This window comes from Ensifer sp. 1H6, assembly GCF_001976035.1.
Lineage (GTDB): Bacteria > Pseudomonadota > Alphaproteobacteria > Rhizobiales > Rhizobiaceae > Ensifer > Ensifer canadensis.
Genome location: NZ_MOAI01000045.1, coordinates 13,407 through 29,385, shown reverse-complemented (window position 1 = coordinate 29,385; position 15,979 = coordinate 13,407). Strand labels below are relative to the sequence as shown.

Genomic DNA, 15,979 nt, shown 5'->3' with positions numbered 1-15,979 from the left:
TTGTTCGGCTATCGAAAATGGCTTAACCTCCCAAAAATGCAAGAACGTACGAAAAAGTAAGGTACTTACAAGAAAGTATGTCTTATCAATATACGCGAGAAACGGCAGCCGAAGGCGTCGAGAACGCGCTCAAGCTCCTCGAGGGGCGCTGGAAACTCGTGATCCTGTTTCACCTCTTTGGTGGGCATGTTCTGCGCTTCTCCGATCTCGAACGCGCAATCCCGGGAATTTCCCAGAAAATGCTGATCCAGCAGCTTCGCCAAATGGAGAAGGACGGGATCGTGCGCCGCATCGTCCACCATCAGGTGCCCCCGAAAGTCGAATATGGCCTGACGGACTGGGGCCAGGCCCTGTGTCCAGCTTTGGACGCGCTGCTCACATGGGCTGCCCAGCGGGAGAGTGCGGACGGCGCCGATCAGGAGGGCATAAAACGGGGTGGTAAGAAATGAGCTTCATTGAAGGCGAGGACAGAGGACAGGTCGCCTTATTGCACGATCTTAAGCATCGGGCTGTTGAGGCCTTGGGCCGCCATAGGGATGGCCCAATATATCTGGGAGCGAACTGGGGTCGTGATTGCAGGGACTGTTGGGACACTAATGGGTGAAGTCGAGGAACAGGCATCTGCGGTCGGGGCAGAGTTCATTGAGCTCGAAGGCTTTGATTTTGGTTTTTAGGATCCAAGTAAAGGTGCCGCCTCGTTCACCGGCAACCACGATTTTCTGCCGAGAGCAAAGCCGCGCAGTGCGCGTTCAGCCGCATTGTTGGTGACACAAATCAGCCCATCAGTTCCCCAAGCACCGCCGTTTCCTCGAGGAAAGCCGGGTCCTTCTTGCCGCAGGCGAAGTCAGGATCGCGGCTGGGTCGCCGCGCAGCACCGGCCTGGTCGGCGTGGGTGTCACCAGTTTACTTTTTTCTCAAGCCGCACGATGGAATCCGAGCGCCTCTTAGACCTCGGCCCAAACGCTGATAGGGCCTTCGTGACCAAACTTCACGCCGGGCAGTTTGCGCGGGACGATACCCTTAAGCACGCACCAATCGCCATAATGTTTATTGCTCAAGGCCCCAGTGTCGATTTCGTCGTGGGCCGCATCTATTCGGCGGTTGTGCAGAAGACGTTCGATCAGATGGCGAAAAATGACAACAATGGCGCTTCGCTGCCGTCCGACAAATGGATCACCGACGTGTCGCTTTTGAAGCCTATCGCGGAGACCAAGTACCGAGCCGCAAATTGCGATCTGATCAAATAGTCAGCTCTGTCTTAGCAAGCATACGACGGCGAGGTTCAAGTTTTGCGAGTTCCGCCCGTCGCAGAAATGCGAAAGCGCGCTTGTTTGCGCCAAGCGCGTTCAAAGCGGGCGATCGATGGCTCATCAGATTGTCCTCATCATCTCCCAAATCTGGGCCGGGTCTCTGTGGCCGGTTTGGTGAAGCTCGATAATCCTCTTGGCGAGCTCCTCGGCTTCCTTGCTGCCGATCGATAGGTTGCGCTCCTCCAGCGCCTTGTGGAGCACGCCTTCAAGCATCGCCAATTCGTCAGGATGAATGGCAAAATCGAAACTGCTGAAGTGATGCATGGCTGATCTCCTCTCCCAGGGGTAAATCTGCCGGTCGAGGCAGTCTACGCGCTTTTGAAGAGAGCATCGAGCGGCAAACTTTCACGAGCCGATTGGATTGAGAATGTGATCGGGTCGTTCTCGGTAAGCCTCCCTTGCTGCCGATGGGAATCTTGGCCATGAGTTTGGCCGCACGCGATGACGCGTCGGCGGCTGGCGGTGTCGGACAGGTGGTGGCTAGCTCACGATTTCCGGCGCATGGGTTCTTCCGCGTGCCGCAGTTGTTTCTGAGTCAAGGCGTCCATCTTTCGGCGCAGGTAGCGATCGATGCGCTTCGCGTTCCGGATTTAAGCGGCCTACAGCACAGGCGTTGACATCAAGATCGGGTTTGGGTCGCCTGGAGCAAGAGGATCCAACGGCCGCCCAGCGGCGATAATAGCGTCGACATCAAAGAACATGAGATGAGAATCATCCGGGTCGCGGCCGCTCAGACTGCCGAAGGCCCGAGCAATGCGCCTATAACGCGAGCAAGCGCGCGCTCGCCGGCACCGTCCAGACGGCAGCGCTCGAATATTCCGACCGGGGCATACGCGTGAACGCGATCTTCCCTGCTGCGACCGACACGGAGTTGATCCGGCGGCAGGCGAGCATGATGGACGCGCCCGATCCCGTCTGGCATGCCGGCGTCGGGGTATGGGTCAACGGCAATGTCCATGGCTTCAAGCGCGCCGCTGTCCCCGACGAGAACGCCACAGCCATATGAACAGATCGCTGCATTCACTGATGGCGGCATGACCGCGATCCTGTGATGATGAACAACCTAATGAGCAGCGCGACTGCGGCCGATACCGCGGGCTGTCTCTATGAATGCTCGGAGCTTCGGTGCAAGTTCGGCCCGGCGCGGATAATAGAGGAAGAGACCAGCTTCCTCTATCGCATAATCGGTCAGGACCTGAACTAGCCTGCCTGCCGCGATGTCAACCTGCACGAGCGGCTCGAATACGTAAGCCAAACCAACACCGGCCAGCGCCAGTTCGATCGCTGAATGGGACTCGGTCACGATCGACTGGCCACGCACCGCGACCGAGACATCGCGGCCGTTCTCGGCGAACTCCCACTGATAGATGCCGCCCGAGCGCATGAGCCGGTAGCCGATGCAGTTGTGATCCGAAAGGTCAGTGAGCTTCTTCGGGTATCCACGGCGACCGATGTAGGCCGGCGATGCGACCACGACGGATCGAAAGGGCGGTGTCAGCCGGACCGCCACCATGTTCTGTGCAATCATCTCGCCAATGCGTATTCCGGCATCGAAGCCCTCGGAAACAATGTCGGTCAGCCTTTCATCGGAGAATATCTCGATTTCGACTTCGGGATACCGCCCGGCCATAGCAGTGATGATCGGCGTCACAGCGAGGGGCAGGCAGATGCGGGCAGCGTTGATTCTCAAGAGTCCACTTGCCCGCCCCTTGACGGCACGGATGCGGTCGATCCGCTCGTCAATGTCCCGAAGGGCCGGTATCAAGACGTCAACAAGGTTCTGGCCCGCCTCGGTGAGCGCGACGCTTCGCGTGGTGCGGGCAAAGAGCGGCTGCCCCAAACGTTCCTCGACAAGTCTCACCGCGTGGCTGACTGCTGACGCGCTCATGCCGAGTTCCCTAGCTGCCGCAGCAAATCCACCACGCCTCGCTACGGTGGCCACTACTGACAAATGAGGCAGCAAATCGCGATTCATTCATGAATCATATCGCATGATGTATGCAGATTAAACAGTCTAGTTGCCCCCGTCGCCGACGGCTATTCCATGAAAGGTCAAATGGAGGTGCCGGCCGCCCCGGCCAAGCTGGCCCTCTCTCCGCACGGCTTTTGGAGAAAACGATGAACATGACCTATCACACACTCGGAAAGAGCGGCTTGAAAGTCACCCGGCTCGCCCTGGGTACTATGACCTTTGGCACGGAATGGGGCTGGGGGGCGGATAAGGAGACTGCCCGTTCCATGTTCGACGCTTATGTCGACGCCGGTGGCAACTTCTTCGACACGGCGGATGCCTATACTGGTGGAACGGCGGAAAGTTGGCTAGGAGAATTCATAGCAGAGCGCGGCTTGCGCGAGGACGCGGTGATCGCCAGCAAATTCAGTATGAATCTTGAGGCCAGCAGCCCAAATGCTGCTGGTAACGGACGCAAGAACATATTGCGTGCCGTTGAAGGCTCTCTGAAACGGCTCAACACGGATTTTATCGACCTCTACTTCCTGCACTGCTGGGACCGTTTGACACCACCAGAGGAGGTAATGCGGACGCTGGACGACCTCGTCCGTTCAGGCAAGGTGCGCCATTTCGGCCTATCGGATGTGCCGGCATGGTATGCAAGCCGTGCGCAGGCGATAGCTGAGCATCGCGGCTACGAGCCGATATCGGCGCTTCAGCTGGAATACTCGCTGGCAGAGCGCAACATAGAAAACGAGTTTGTGCCCTTGGGTACACGCTATGGTGCCGGGATCATGGTGTGGAGTCCGCTGGCCAGCGGACTGCTGAGCGGTAAATATCGTCCGGGCGAAAGAGGGCAGGCTGTCGGCCGACTCGAGACGGTGCGGGGGAGTAGCAATCCCGGCTTCCAGAAATTCACCGAGCGCAACTGGGCGATCGTTGTTGAGCTTGAAAAGGTATCAGTCGAACTCGGGCGCAGCATGGCACAAATAGCGTTGAACTGGGTAATAACGCAGCCGGGCGTGGCCTCCGTTATCCTCGGTGCAACGAAGCTGGAGCAGATCACGGACAATATGGGCGCGCTGGACTTCGTCATTCCGGCTGAGGTGCGAGAACGTCTGAACACGGTAAGCACACCGCCAGCAACATTTCCCTATTCATTCTTCGGCGCGGAGATCCAGGGGAGCCTGACCGGTGGAAAGACGCTGGGAGACAAGCCCAGCGGCTATTATCCCGACTTGGAAATGTCTGGAAGGTTTGCCGGGGTGAAATAGACTCTGGACCTACTAAGCCTCTTGCGGGAGTGGTGATTGATTGATTCAAAAGGCGACGTAAGGAAGCGTTGCCACAAGCGATCCGATTACTCGTCGATACCGTCTCATTTGTTGACCGGAAGATATGCGGAGAAGCTTGGACAGCATGATTTTCACGGAGCCTCGCGATCCCAGATAGGCGCTTCAGCGCCGACAAGCGCGATTGGAAGAAGGAAACCGAGCGGGTTGTTCCACCTCGCCGTTCCAGCCATGCAAGCAAACTTGCCCGCACATCCGCCGTGATTTCGAACCGAACCGGACGGCCGGTCTTTTGCTGGACGACCATGCCTCGGGTTCGAATTTCCGTTCCTGTCACGAGGCTTCCGATTTTCATGTTTACGAGATCGCACCCACGCAGCTTGCTGTCGATTGCGAGGTCAAACAACGCGCGATCTCTCATGCGTCCCTCCCGGTCGAGGAAGAATCGGATCGCCCAGATCCGGTGTTGTTTCAGCGGCTTCTTGACGCCGACCGTTCGGCCGGCGTTCCACGCCGGACGGCCCAGTGCGGTAGGATCGTATTGTGCAATACCCATTTCAGTTCTCCTTCGGCCAACATTGGCCGTTAGGAGAACGCAGGAGCGCAGGGATCGAGGGGGCCGATGGCCGACCGTTCGCTGCCAGGACGCCCAACACGAAAAGCGGACATCAGAGCTCTTGCCGCCGAGGACTGGGATTGGTCACGCCTGAAATCGCCGCCGAACTTCAAGGTCGTCGCGCGACAGGTGATGCAGAATGTCTTGAAGAGCGCGAAGGCTGCCTCTAGAGGCGCGATCACTGACGTTCCAGTGAGTGGCCGAAAGCAGCATGCGCTCCTCACGACGTGTGGGCTGGAACCAGCAATCTGAGCCGTCGCACGGCGGCTTTTTTAGCTGGATGCCGGCCTAACTGTCTAACTACCGTCGATCGCCTCGCCGATGCGGGCAATTGCCTGCTGATAGACACTCGCGGAGTTCCAGCCAGCGATGGCGCCCATGTTGCCTTGATAGCCCCCGCCGGCCCGCCAACCGTGCGCCCTGAGGAAGTTGGCCGTTGACATCAGGGCAGTACTCGTGTCGCGCATGTTCCTGCTGCCGACGCCGTACTTCAAGACATTCCCGGGCAGGAACCCGGTTTGGCCGATCTCGCCGTGCATGGCGCCGACCGAGCGGGCGCTCAGCACGCCGCTGTCGACCAGCTTGAGCGCCGCGATCGCATGCGGCGCGAAGAATTGTGGACGGCGGCAATCGTAGGCGAGCGTGACGATTGCCGACACAGTGTTCTGGTTACCCATGGAGGCGCCGAAGCCGGTCTCCATACCCCAGATGGCGAGCAACACCCCGGCGGGCACGCCGTACTTACGCTCGATGTTGCCGAAGAGTGCTGCGTTCGCCGTCTTGAGCGATTGGCCCTTGGAAATAATCGCGGACCCACCACGTCGTCTCATAAAGTCGTCGACCGAGCCGCTGAAAGCCTTGTTGACGGAGCGGTCGGCCCGGATGGTCCCTACGGCGTATTTCGCTCCGAGAAGCGCTGCAAGACCCTTCCCCCTGATGCCGGCGGCCTTTGCCGTCTCCGCAAACTCCACTTTCCACTGTTGAAACCCGGCAGCGCTTTTGCCGCATGAGGCCGCCTCAGCAACGCACGTGAGAAGGCAGAAGGCGAGGGCGCCCGCCGCAGCGATCAACTGTTCCTTAGCAAAGAACGCCATGTCGCTCTCCTAGTCGGCCTGATCCATCAAGCATCCGGCCGCATGGCGTCACTCCTTCCCTTGCGGAAGCCCAAATGGTTGCTCGCGCGCTTGAGAAATTTGACCAAATTAATAATAGCGATTGTGCGAAATAAAGCCAGCCATGGCGATTTGGACAAACACAGTGGAAAGCTACTCAAAAACACTGAGGTTCTTGGCTCAGGCGCCGTTCTTGTCAGACGACGGTATAGACCGAGCCGCGGAGGCAATTCGCCAGTCAGATGGTTTCCAATAGCGGACCCAAACGCAATCTGTACGTTGGGCCGACCTCGACATATCGAGCGAAGCGCGATTTCGCGAAAGCGAGTGAACCGAGTGGTGAGGCAGGCGAGGGACGGGCGGTAGAATCTGCTTATCCCAGCCTTTTCCAGGGCCGAACGGATGTCCGAGATGGTGCCAGGCTTAAGTTCCACGCAAGCTCGGAGACGCTAGAGCATGGGGCGCATAGCTATGTCATTCTTCGAACGGCCCAGAGCGACCGGCCCGCATGAGCGATTCCGGACACGAGCCGCAGGCGAGGATCATCCTTGAGCCGCTCAGCCTCAACCGCATCAAGAGTCAGGGCGATCTGATCGGTTTCGTTTGCGTTCGGCGTAATCCACCAGCGCCGACCCTCGCAGCAAAGCCCGGCTTCCGGATGCTCCTGGAGGTACTCAATCGCATATTCGGCGTTCACTTTTCGCGGTCGCGCGTCCTCGGGCATTTGTTTTTTCCTCCATTTCACATTCCTTGAACTGGCTCGACAACAAGGCTGCCGCAAATTATCTATAAAAAATGACCGCGATCAATGACGATACAGTTGCCAGCCGCATCAGCCGCATTCTTGCCGACCGGATCGTGACCGGCCAATTGGAGCCAGGCACGAAACTCCGGCAGGACCATATCGCTGAGGAATTTGGGGCGAGCCACGTGCCCGTGCGCGAGGCCTTCCGCAGGTTGGAAGCGCAGGGTCTCGCCATTAGCGAACCGCGTCGTGGGGTGCGTGTCGCTTCATTCGATCTCAAGGAGCTTCGAGAGGTCGCACAAATGCGCGCCGCGCTCGAAGTTCTGGCGCTGCGTCATGCGGCTCCGCACCTGACGCCGGCGATCCTCGATCTGGCTGAAGAGGCGACGGTCGCCGCGGACAATTCCCAGGATGTGCGCTCCTGGGAGGGGGCGAACCGGCGCTTTCACCGGCTGCTACTGACGCCGTGCGGTATGCCACGTCTGCTTGCCGTGATCGACGATTTGCATGCTGTCAGCGCCCGCTTCCTGTTCGCGACCTGGCGGTCGGAATGGGAGGTACGGACGGACCATGACCACCGAGCAATTCTCACCTTCCTTCGGCAGGGCGAGATCGAAAACGCAGCCGTAGTCCTGGAGCGCCATGTCCAGTGGACAGGCCAGAAACCGGTCAAGAACGTCTCCGGCTCCACGCGGGATGCCTTTGCCATCGTCGGCTGACGGCCGGCGCTTGGTACGCGGTTTTTAAGGCTTTTTGGGCTCCGGTTGAACGACCGCGACGGCCACACAACCTCTTCCTGAACTCGCCATGGTTGAATTCTCCTGCCGTCTCGCCGTTTAGTCGGTTGCGACTCCGTGCTCAACAAAGAATTATAGATAAAATTAGATTCTATTGATAATTCCGGCGTAAACAACGAGGGCAACTAGGTTATGCTGAATGCAGGCGGACCAAACGAGCAAATTTCGGCCAATTCCGCGACCCAAGAGGACGGTTCAAAATCTGCTAAAGCGAGAAAAATCTATAATCTTCCTTTCAATGACCTTCTCTTTCGCGCGCACTCGGTCCATCGCGCGCATTTCGATCCAAATTCCGTGCAAATGAGCCGTCTGCTGTCGATCAAGACCGGCGGATGCGCGGAGGATTGCGGCTATTGCAACCAATCGTCGCACTACCCGACCGGGCTCAAGGCCTCGAAGTTGATGGAGGTCGAAAGGGTCATCGCGGAGGCCAGCAAGGCGAAGGAGGGTGGCGCGACGCGCTATTGCATGGGCGCTGCCTGGCGCAGCCCGAAGGATCGCGACATGGAGGCGATCGTCGCGATGGTGCGCGGCGTCAAAGCGCTTGGCATGGAGACCTGCATGACGCTCGGCATGCTGTCGCCCGCGCAGACGGCGTCACTCGCCGATGCTGGCCTCGACTACTACAATCACAATGTCGATACGTCCGAACGCTTCTACAGCGAGATCATCACTACCCGCACCTTTGCCGATCGTCTCGAAACGCTCTCCAATGTGCGCGGAGCCGGCATCAAAGTCTGCGCCGGTGGCATTCTCGGCATGGGTGAGACAGCAGACGACCGCATCTCCATGCTGGTGACGCTCGCCAATCTTCCGTCGCCACCCGAAAGCGTCCCGATCAACATGCTCATTCCGATTCCTGGGTCGAAATTGGCCGACGCGGCGCCGGTCGATCCTATCGACTTCGTCCGCACGATCGCGCTCGCCCGCATCCTGATGCCGCGGTCTCATGTGCGTCTGTCGGCTGGCCGGACCGAGATGACCGACGAAATGCAGGCACTCTGTTTCTTCGCAGGCGCCAATTCGATCTTCGTCGGCGAGACACTTTTGACCGCCGGCAACCCCGGTGAGGATCACGATGCGGCGCTTTTCCGCCGGCTTGGACTGAAACCGATGGAACTGGAGCCGGCCGAATGAACCCGGAGGCCCTCGGCCGCTACAAGAGCACGCTGGTGGGGCTCGAGCGCAAGGGGCGGCGGCGGCTGCTCTTGGCCCAGGCGGGCGTCGATTTCACCTCGAACGACTATCTGGCGCTTGCCAATTCGCCGCGCCTGAAGGCTGCCGTTGCTGCCGCGATTGACTGCGGTGTGCCAGTCGGGGCCGGCGGATCGCGGCTGCTGCGCGGCAACCATGTGGAGCACGAGGCGCTGGAGGCCGAAGCGGCCGAATTCTTCCGGACAGAGCGGGTGCTCTATTTCGGCAGCGGTTATGCCGCCAATGCCGCGGTGTTTTCCACCTTGCCGCGGCGCGACGACATCATCATTCACGACGCGTTGATCCATGCGAGCGCCCACGAGGGCATTGTGGCGAGCAAGGCGCAGGCACGGGCCGTCAGCCACAACGACGTCGACGCCTTTGCGAACGCACTCCGGCACTGGCGCAGTGCCGGCGGAACGGGGCATCCGTGGATAGCGGTCGAAAGCCTTTATTCGATGGACGGCGACCGGGCGCCGCTTGCGGAACTCGCCGAACTCGCGGACCGCCATGACGGTTTTCTCGTGATCGATGAGGCGCACGCAACCGGTGTTTTCGGTCGCGGTGGCCGCGGTTTCTCGGCGGAGCTTGAGGGCCGGGAGAACGTCGTCGTGCTGCACACTTGCGGCAAGGCGCTCGGATCTTCCGGCGCCCTGCTTGGCGCGAACGGAGTGCTTTGCGACTATCTCATCAACCGCGCGCGCGGCTTCATCTACTCGACTGCGCCGTCGCCGTTGATGGCCGTCGCCGTTCGTGAGGCACTGAGAGTGCTTGCGGACGAACCGCAGCGCTGGGCGGATTTCGCAGAGCTGCGCGCCTTTGCCAATGAGGCGCTTGCCGCAACGCTCGGTGTTGCGGGGAGTGGATCGCAGATCTTGCCGGTGATGATCGGCGACAATGGTCGTGCGGTCAGGATCGCGGCGCGGATGCGCGCGGAAGGTTACGATATCCGGGCGATCCGGCCACCGACCGTTCCCGAAGGTACGGCGCGCCTGCGGCTTGCCATTACTCTGAACGTCGACAGGCCGACGATTTTGTCGATGCTTGAGCGGCTCAAAATCGCGATCGCGGAGGAGCGGTCATGATGCCGCGTTTCGTGGTTGCCGGCACGGATACCGGTATCGGCAAAACTGTGTTTGCCACAGCACTCACCGATGCGCTTGCAGGCTGCTACTGGAAGCCGGTGCAATCCGGCCTCGACGGCGAAACGGACAGCGAAACGGTGCGGCGCCTCGGCCGAATTCCGACTGACCGCATCTTGCCGGAGGGCTACAGGCTGACGACGCCCGTCTCGCCGCATCTGTCGGCGAGGATCGACGGCGTCCCGATTTCGCCGGACAACCTTTCGCCGCCTGCGGTGGATCTCCCGCTCGTCATCGAAGGGGCGGGCGGCCTGCTGGTGCCGCTGACGGAACGGACGGTGTTTGCCGATCTCTTCGCGCGCTGGCAGTTTCCTGTCATCCTGTGCGCCCGTACCGGGCTTGGGACGATCAATCACACGCTGCTGTCGCTCGAAGCGCTTCGTCACCGCGCGATCCCGATCCTTGGTGTCGTCTTCATCGGCGACGCACAGGCTGACACCGAGAACATCATTGCCGAGCTGGGGCAGGTCCGCAGGCTCGGCCGGCTGCCGCGGCTCGATCCGCTGACGCCCGATGGTCTGAGGCAGGCGTTCTGCGACCGTTTCGATATCGATTGTTTCCGTGAGGCGCTGGCATGAAACGCTCGCCGGTCTGGCATCCCTTCACCCAGCACGCGCTGGAGCCGGCGATGAAGCGCATCGCAAAGACGGACGGTGCCTATCTCATCGATGAGGACGGTTCGCGGATCATCGACGCAATTTCGTCCTGGTGGGTCATCACCCACGGGCACCGGCACCCGACGATCATGGAGGCAATCCGCGGCGCCTCGGAAACCTATGATCAGGTCATCTTTGCCGAATATACCCATGAGCCGGCGGAGGAACTTGCGAAGGGCCTGATCGAAATCGCGCCATCTGGGCTTGAGCATGTGTTCTACTCCGACAGCGGTTCGACCGCAGTGGAGGTCGCGCTGAAAATGGCGCTTGGCTATTTCCACAATGCCGGAGCGCCACGCGGCCGCATCTGCGTCATGGAACACGGGTACCACGGCGACACCATCGGCACGATGTCGGCCGGAGAGCGCGGCGTCTTCAACGCAGCCTATCGGCCGCTTCTCTTTGCCGTCGACCGGCTACCATTTCCGCAAGCCGGCCGCGAACAGGAGACACTCGACGCGTTCGAGGCGAGCTGCGTCTCTGGTCAGGTGGCGGCGTTGCTGATCGAGCCGCTGGTTCTCGGCGCCGGCGGAATGAAAATGTACCCGGCTGGTGTTCTCGCCGAACTGAAGCGGATCGCCGAACGCCATGGCAGCCTGCTGATCGCCGACGAGGTGATGACCGGATGGGGGCGGGCGGGCACCCTCTTTGGCTGCGAGCAGGCGGGAATAGTGCCCGATATCCTCTGCACGTCGAAAGGATTGACCGGTGGCGCACTGCCGCTGGCGGCGACCCTTTGCACGGCTGAAATCTTCAACGCCCATCTTTCTGCGGACCGCCGCAAGACGTTCTTCCATTCGAGCTCCTACACGGCTAACCCGATCGCCTGCGCGGCGGCGGTCGCCAACCTGGCGATCTGGAAGACGGAGCCGGTGCGCGAGCGTATTGGCGCGCTTTCGGAGAAACACCGGCAACGATTGGCACGCTTTGCCGCCGATCCGCGGTTCCGCAATGTCCGCCAGGCGGGCACCATCGCCGCGCTCGATCTCGATGTGCCGGCGGGCGGCTATCTGTCGGATGCCGGCCCAATGCTGAGGGCCTTCTTCCGCGAGCGTAATCTGCTGATCCGCCCGCTCGGCAATGTCATTTATCTGATGCCGCCCTATTGCGTGACGGATGCCGATCTCGATCGGGCATACGACGCGATCGATGAGGCGGCATCGGTCTTTGCGGCGGGGAAACTATGATCGCCATCCGCTCCTCTCGACTTGCCGGTTTCGGCCATGCCGTGCCGACGCGGCGCGTCGAAAATGCCGAGATTGAAATGAAACTCGGGCTGGAACCGGGTTGGATCGCGCGCCGGACGGGCATCCGGGCGCGACACTGGATCGAGGAGGGGGATACGCTGACAGGTCTTGCAGCGCAAGCGGGCGAGGCTGCCCTCGAGGATGCGGCCGTAGCTCGGGGCGACATAGCCCTGACCTTGCTCGCGACCTCGACGCCGGATCACTTGCTGCCACCTTCGGCGCCACTACTTGCGTATCGGCTCGGGCTCCGCAATTCCGGCGCGCTCGACCTTGCCGGTGCCTGCTCGGGCTTCCTTTACGCACTGACGCTTGCCGATGGCTTTGTTCGTGCGCAGGGAAAACCGGTGCTCGTCGTCGCCGCCAATATCCTCAGTCGCCGCATCAACCCGGCGGAAAGGGCGAGTTCCGTGCTCTTTGCCGATGCGGCCGGCGCGATCGTACTTGCGCCCTCTGATGACCCCGAAAAAGGCCTGCTCGGGGTCGATCTCGCCTCCGACGGTAGCCGCTACGATCTGATCTCGATCGCGGCCGGCGGCAGCAACCGGCCCTTCGCGCCGGGCATGGCGACGGAAGATTTCCTGATGACGATGCGCGACGGGCGCGAGATGTTCACGCAGGCAGTCGCGATGATGACATCTTGCGGCAGCCGGGCGCTCGCGCAAGCCGGCCTTGGGGCCGTGGATGTCGGCCGCTTTGTGCCACATCAAGCGAACGCGCGTATTTTCGATGCCGTCTGCGACAATCTGGGCATCGACCCGCAGAGAACAGTGCGAACGATCGAGGACTATGGGAACTCTTCCGCCGCGACCATCGCGCTTTCCCTGTCGATTGCGCATCAGGAAAAACCGTTCGCTTCGGGAGAAAGGCTGCTGTTGACCGCAGCCGGAGCAGGGCTGACGGGCGGAGCGATCGTTCTTGGTCTTTGAGACCGGCGCATATGACACGCGAGATGGCGACACGATGGCAAAAATGTCGGCGCTGCAATTCGGCTTCCCGCAATCTTAGTGCATGGGCTGACCAGGCGTGGGGCCTGGTCCTCCTCTCACGTTAGATCGTTCGAGCAGACGAACGTTGGTCTATGAAAGCGGCAACTAATGTTGTGGCGAGGGGAAATGAGAAAGCTAGTCGCACCGACTACGCCTCGTCGTCACCCTGAAATGCTGGACTTCCTTTTTTCACAGAGGTGGTCTTAAATCGTTTCTCCACGGATCGTTCTCGGCCCGCCTAACAGGAACGGGCCGAGTAATCCAACTTAGAGAACGCTGACGTTCTCGGCTTTGGACTTTCCGGTCTTGCGGTCCTGCCCTAACTCGTAGCTGACCTTCTGGCCATCCTGAAGCGAGCCACCAAAGCCGACGGCCGAGATATGAACGAACACATCAGGACCGCCATTGTCCGGGGTGATGAAACCAAAACCTTTGTCTTGGGCGAAGAATTTTACCGTGCCAGTTGCCATAGTGTCCTCCTTGACTGCTTAGCGCTGTCCAAGGCTTTAGCGATCATTGCTGAGCACGGCAAGGTTGCTGCACCGGTGGAAGTGAGCCTCGCTGCGACTGCGCATAGGCGGGGCGACGCCCCCTCCTTGCCGCAATCACGCCGTTCCGACGGGCGCTATACGGCAAGTTTCCGCACTCTTTCCTGATTTTCTTTGGCGAAGTGGGAAGATCAGGATTGGGGCGAAGGGAGCCGTTCTTCACGAGCCCCCCGTGCACGGCCTGTTGCGAGGATGTTCACGGCATGACGACCCTGATCACGAAAATACGCTTGCAACAGTAGTCTTCCGGATAGGGTACCCAATCGATCAGGTGGAGCGTTTATGATCACACCGGCGACGCCCCATGCTTCTTGATGGACGGAACACTGCGTCACGACAAAAGCCGTACGGGGTGATCCGGTATGCCGCCAGTTGCCACTGCGAAATCACACAGGCAAAAGGCCAAACATTCGGTGAGTACCCGTTCGGGATCGCCGCCGCTATGGGTTCAATCGGCGATGGAGACTTGATCGACTTGGGGGCCGGAGCGGGAGAAGTTGCCCCAGCCCCCTCTCGGGAGGACTCAAGCTTTGGGAGCGGTCTTTTCGTGCAGCGGCTCTTTGCGGTGCCAGTTCTCCAATATCCGGCCACTGGTGTGCTTCTGGTCAGCCCAGCGGACGCCATTGGCGATGACCTTGTGAACATGCGGGTTGTGGTAGACCGGATAGGTCTCGTGGCCTGGGCTGAAGTAGAAGATGCGGCCGCGACCGCGCTGGAAGGTGCATCCGCTGCGGAAGACCTCGCCGCCGGAATACCAGGATATGAAGATCAACTCGTCAGGTGTCGGAATATCGAAAGGTTCTCCATACATCTCGGAGGCCTCAACCTCGAAATACGGCGGCAAGCCTTCGGCGATCGGATGAGACGGATTGATGACCCACACTCGTTCGAGATCGCCTTCAGGAAGCTCCCGCCACGAAAGGTTGGCGTTCGTTCCCATCAGCCTGCGAAAGAGCTTCGAGTGATGGCCCGAGTGAAGGATCAACAGACCCATGCCCATAAGGACGCGCTGTTGAATGCGGTCGATCAGGCCGTCGCTGACTTCTTCGTGGGCGACGTGCCCCCACCAGAGCAAAACGTCGGTGTCATTCAGTAGCGTGTCCGGCAGGCCTTCTTCGGGGTCGTCCAGCGTAGTGCGACGGATTTCGAAGTCCGGATGGGCTATACCCTTGGCGATAGCACCGTCCATGCGGTCGGGGTAAATTTGCTGGACGACTTCGTCGGTTTGTTCGTGGCGTCCTTCGTTCCAGATGGTGACCTTGATCGTCATTTCAGTCCTCGTTGTCATTAAACATTGGCCAAGCGGACGGCTTGTCCAGATTGATCGAATAGACGGCAGGCGCTCGGGTCCGCTGTCAGCGATACGCGGTCGCCGGGCCGAATGGACATGTCCCCTTCGGCGCGGACGATCAGCGGCAGATCGGGCGGGCCGACCGTCAGATAGGTTTCGACACCGAGCCGCTCGACGATGGCAACCTCAAGCGAGAACCGCCCTTGGCCTTCTGGCGCGATCTTGAGATGCTCGGGCCTGATGCCCATTCGCACATCTCCCTGGGGTGCGCTCATGCCCGCATCCGGCAGATCCAGCGTCAGGCCGAGCGGGCTTTCCAGATGAACAGTTCCACTTGCCCCACGCGTAGCTTTCGTCGGGATAATGTTCATCTTCGGCGAGCCGATGAAGGTTGCGACGAATTCGTTGTCGGGCTGGTGGTAGAGCGACATCGGTGCACCCTGTTGGGCGACGACGCCCTTGTTCAGGACGACGATCCGGTCCGCCATGGTCATGGCCTCTACCTGGTCGTGGGTGACGTAGACCGCCGTGGCCTTGAGTTCCCGATGCAGCCGCTGCAGTTCGGCGCGCATCTGAACACGCAGCGCGGAATCGAGATTGGAGAGCGGTTCGTCGAACAGGATCAGCGACGGCTTCTTGATGATCGCCCGACCGATGGCCACGCGTTGACGCTGACCACCAGACAGGGCCGCCGGCCGACGATCGAGATAGTCCGTGAGCTGGAGGATTTCGGCCACGTCTCCAACCTGCTTGCGGATTTCGGCATCCGGCACCTTTTTCAGGCTCAGCGAGAAACCGATATTCTCGGCCACCGTCATGTGGGGATAGAGCGCGTAGGATTGGAAGACCATCGCAATTCCGCGCTTGTCTGGCGGCACGTCATTGATGCGCTGGCCATTCAGGATCAGGTCGCCGTCGTCGATCCCTTCCAGCCCTGCAATCATGCGCAAGAGCGTCGACTTACCACATCCGGACGGGCCGACGAAAACAGCGAACTCGCCATCCTCGACAGTGATATCCACCCCTTTGATGACTTCCAGTGCACCATAGTATTTGCGTACGTTTCTCAGTGTGATCATTTTCGAACTCTCA

General features: G+C 60.1%; 16 protein-coding genes and 3 pseudogenes. 10 read left to right on the top strand and 9 right to left on the bottom strand.

Annotated features, from left to right (window positions below; translation table 11 throughout):
* The first annotated feature begins 77 nt into the window (after nucleotides 1-77).
* Nucleotides 78-449, top strand: coding sequence for a helix-turn-helix domain-containing protein (locus BKP54_RS31980; RefSeq protein ID WP_084815497.1), 372 nt, complete (start codon nucleotides 78-80; stop codon nucleotides 447-449).
* 240 nt (nucleotides 450-689) lie between these two features.
* Here the strand turns inward: BKP54_RS31980 and BKP54_RS35555 are convergent.
* A pseudogene (locus tag BKP54_RS35555) lies at nucleotides 690-784 on the bottom strand (transposase); the annotation flags it as partial.
* A gap of 193 nt (nucleotides 785-977) precedes the next feature.
* On the opposite strand from BKP54_RS35555, the gene BKP54_RS31970 reads away from it, so the two are divergent.
* Nucleotides 978-1,247, top strand: a complete 270-nt coding sequence (locus BKP54_RS31970) for a hypothetical protein (protein ID WP_128090546.1) — start codon at nucleotides 978-980, stop codon at nucleotides 1,245-1,247.
* A 123-nt stretch (nucleotides 1,248-1,370) separates the two neighbouring features.
* Here BKP54_RS31970 and BKP54_RS31965 read toward each other — a convergent pair whose 3' ends face one another.
* Nucleotides 1,371-1,574 carry a hypothetical protein gene (locus BKP54_RS31965; protein WP_025430958.1) on the bottom strand — a complete coding sequence of 68 codons (204 nt, stop codon included), beginning with the start codon at nucleotides 1,572-1,574 and terminating at the stop codon, nucleotides 1,371-1,373.
* Nucleotides 1,575-2,064: 490 nt separating this feature from the next.
* Between BKP54_RS31965 and BKP54_RS31955 the strand changes: the two are divergent.
* Nucleotides 2,065-2,316 (top strand): annotated as a pseudogene (locus BKP54_RS31955) (SDR family oxidoreductase); the annotation flags it as partial.
* 57 nt (nucleotides 2,317-2,373) lie between these two features.
* Here the strand turns inward: BKP54_RS31955 and BKP54_RS31950 are convergent.
* The gene (locus BKP54_RS31950) at nucleotides 2,374-3,285 is read right to left on the bottom strand and encodes a LysR substrate-binding domain-containing protein (RefSeq protein WP_025430956.1); all 912 of its coding nucleotides are present in this window, start codon (nucleotides 3,283-3,285) and stop codon (nucleotides 2,374-2,376) included.
* Nucleotides 3,286-3,428: 143 nt separating this feature from the next.
* Between BKP54_RS31950 and BKP54_RS31945 the strand changes: the two genes are divergently transcribed.
* Nucleotides 3,429-4,535, top strand: coding sequence for an aldo/keto reductase (locus BKP54_RS31945; RefSeq protein WP_084815496.1), 1,107 nt, complete (start codon nucleotides 3,429-3,431; stop codon nucleotides 4,533-4,535).
* 226 nt (nucleotides 4,536-4,761) lie between these two features.
* Here BKP54_RS31945 and BKP54_RS36935 read toward each other — a convergent pair.
* The 3 genes and pseudogenes from BKP54_RS36935 to BKP54_RS31925 form a co-directional block, all read right to left on the bottom strand.
* Nucleotides 4,762-5,109 (bottom strand): annotated as a pseudogene (locus tag BKP54_RS36935) (integrase); the annotation flags it as partial.
* Nucleotides 5,110-5,465: 356 nt separating this feature from the next.
* Nucleotides 5,466-6,263: a lytic transglycosylase domain-containing protein gene (locus BKP54_RS31930; protein ID WP_025430952.1), complete on the bottom strand. Its 798-nt coding sequence runs from the start codon at nucleotides 6,261-6,263 to the stop codon at nucleotides 5,466-5,468.
* Nucleotides 6,264-6,750: 487 nt separating this feature from the next.
* Nucleotides 6,751-7,005 (bottom strand): hypothetical protein, encoded by a 255-nt coding sequence (locus BKP54_RS31925; RefSeq protein ID WP_084815495.1) that lies wholly within the window; start codon nucleotides 7,003-7,005, stop codon nucleotides 6,751-6,753.
* A gap of 71 nt (nucleotides 7,006-7,076) precedes the next feature.
* Here BKP54_RS31925 and BKP54_RS31920 point away from each other — a divergent pair, with 71 nt between their 5' ends.
* From BKP54_RS31920 to BKP54_RS31895, 6 genes are all read left to right on the top strand, one after another.
* A complete protein-coding gene (locus tag BKP54_RS31920) occupies nucleotides 7,077-7,745 on the top strand; it encodes a GntR family transcriptional regulator (protein WP_084815494.1) in 669 nt (222 codons plus the stop codon).
* 210 nt (nucleotides 7,746-7,955) lie between these two features.
* The gene (bioB, locus tag BKP54_RS31915) at nucleotides 7,956-8,960 is read left to right on the top strand and encodes a biotin synthase BioB (RefSeq protein WP_245317975.1); all 1,005 of its coding nucleotides are present in this window, start codon (nucleotides 7,956-7,958) and stop codon (nucleotides 8,958-8,960) included.
* Nucleotides 8,957-10,102, top strand: a complete 1,146-nt coding sequence (locus tag BKP54_RS31910; protein WP_084815493.1) for an 8-amino-7-oxononanoate synthase — start codon at nucleotides 8,957-8,959, stop codon at nucleotides 10,100-10,102. The genes bioB and BKP54_RS31910 overlap by 4 nt, the downstream gene beginning before the upstream one ends.
* Nucleotides 10,099-10,737 carry a dethiobiotin synthase gene (gene bioD / locus BKP54_RS31905; protein WP_084815492.1) on the top strand — a complete coding sequence of 213 codons (639 nt, stop codon included), beginning with the start codon at nucleotides 10,099-10,101 and terminating at the stop codon, nucleotides 10,735-10,737. The genes BKP54_RS31910 and bioD overlap by 4 nt, the downstream gene beginning before the upstream one ends.
* Nucleotides 10,734-12,002, top strand: coding sequence for an adenosylmethionine--8-amino-7-oxononanoate transaminase (locus tag BKP54_RS31900; RefSeq protein ID WP_084815491.1), 1,269 nt, complete (start codon nucleotides 10,734-10,736; stop codon nucleotides 12,000-12,002). Before bioD ends, BKP54_RS31900 begins: the two co-directional genes overlap by 4 nt.
* Complete coding sequence (locus BKP54_RS31895; protein WP_084815490.1) at nucleotides 11,999-12,988, top strand: beta-ketoacyl-ACP synthase III; 990 nt, start codon at nucleotides 11,999-12,001, stop codon at nucleotides 12,986-12,988. Before BKP54_RS31900 ends, BKP54_RS31895 begins: the two co-directional genes overlap by 4 nt.
* 326 nt (nucleotides 12,989-13,314) lie before the next feature.
* On the opposite strand, the gene BKP54_RS31890 is transcribed toward BKP54_RS31895, so the two are convergent.
* The 3 genes from BKP54_RS31890 to ugpC all read right to left on the bottom strand — a co-directional run bounded on the left by BKP54_RS31890 (nucleotide 13,315) and on the right by ugpC (nucleotide 15,966).
* Nucleotides 13,315-13,518 (bottom strand): cold-shock protein, encoded by a 204-nt coding sequence (locus tag BKP54_RS31890; RefSeq protein ID WP_025430944.1) that lies wholly within the window; start codon nucleotides 13,516-13,518, stop codon nucleotides 13,315-13,317.
* A gap of 601 nt (nucleotides 13,519-14,119) precedes the next feature.
* Nucleotides 14,120-14,866, bottom strand: coding sequence for a ThuA domain-containing protein (locus tag BKP54_RS31885; protein ID WP_084815489.1), 747 nt, complete (start codon nucleotides 14,864-14,866; stop codon nucleotides 14,120-14,122).
* Nucleotides 14,867-14,883: 17 nt separating this feature from the next.
* Nucleotides 14,884-15,966 carry a sn-glycerol-3-phosphate ABC transporter ATP-binding protein UgpC gene (gene ugpC, locus BKP54_RS31880; RefSeq protein WP_084815488.1) on the bottom strand — a complete coding sequence of 361 codons (1,083 nt, stop codon included), beginning with the start codon at nucleotides 15,964-15,966 and terminating at the stop codon, nucleotides 14,884-14,886.
* Nucleotides 15,967-15,979 lie beyond the last annotated feature (13 nt).

What these genes read in the sequence shown, in the direction of transcription:
- BKP54_RS31900 (WP_084815491.1), top strand. Translation starts at nt 10,734, where the DNA reads ATGAAACGCTCGCCGGTCTGGCATCCCTTCACCCAGCACGCGCTGGAG.
- BKP54_RS31950 (WP_025430956.1), bottom strand. Translation starts at nt 3,285, where the DNA reads ATGAATCGCGATTTGCTGCCTCATTTGTCAGTAGTGGCCACCGTAGCG.
- bioD (WP_084815492.1), top strand. Translation starts at nt 10,099, where the DNA reads ATGATGCCGCGTTTCGTGGTTGCCGGCACGGATACCGGTATCGGCAAA.
- BKP54_RS31920 (WP_084815494.1), top strand. Translation starts at nt 7,077, where the DNA reads ATGACCGCGATCAATGACGATACAGTTGCCAGCCGCATCAGCCGCATT.
- BKP54_RS31895 (WP_084815490.1), top strand. Translation starts at nt 11,999, where the DNA reads ATGATCGCCATCCGCTCCTCTCGACTTGCCGGTTTCGGCCATGCCGTG.
- BKP54_RS31980 (WP_084815497.1), top strand. Translation starts at nt 78, where the DNA reads ATGTCTTATCAATATACGCGAGAAACGGCAGCCGAAGGCGTCGAGAAC.
- BKP54_RS31965 (WP_025430958.1), bottom strand. Translation starts at nt 1,574, where the DNA reads ATGCATCACTTCAGCAGTTTCGATTTTGCCATTCATCCTGACGAATTG.
- bioB (WP_245317975.1), top strand. Translation starts at nt 7,956, where the DNA reads ATGCTGAATGCAGGCGGACCAAACGAGCAAATTTCGGCCAATTCCGCG.
- BKP54_RS31885 (WP_084815489.1), bottom strand. Translation starts at nt 14,866, where the DNA reads ATGACGATCAAGGTCACCATCTGGAACGAAGGACGCCACGAACAAACC.
- ugpC (WP_084815488.1), bottom strand. Translation starts at nt 15,966, where the DNA reads ATGATCACACTGAGAAACGTACGCAAATACTATGGTGCACTGGAAGTC.
- BKP54_RS31930 (WP_025430952.1), bottom strand. Translation starts at nt 6,263, where the DNA reads ATGGCGTTCTTTGCTAAGGAACAGTTGATCGCTGCGGCGGGCGCCCTC.
- BKP54_RS31910 (WP_084815493.1), top strand. Translation starts at nt 8,957, where the DNA reads ATGAACCCGGAGGCCCTCGGCCGCTACAAGAGCACGCTGGTGGGGCTC.
- BKP54_RS31945 (WP_084815496.1), top strand. Translation starts at nt 3,429, where the DNA reads ATGAACATGACCTATCACACACTCGGAAAGAGCGGCTTGAAAGTCACC.
- BKP54_RS31925 (WP_084815495.1), bottom strand. Translation starts at nt 7,005, where the DNA reads ATGCCCGAGGACGCGCGACCGCGAAAAGTGAACGCCGAATATGCGATT.
- BKP54_RS31890 (WP_025430944.1), bottom strand. Translation starts at nt 13,518, where the DNA reads ATGGCAACTGGCACGGTAAAATTCTTCGCCCAAGACAAAGGTTTTGGT.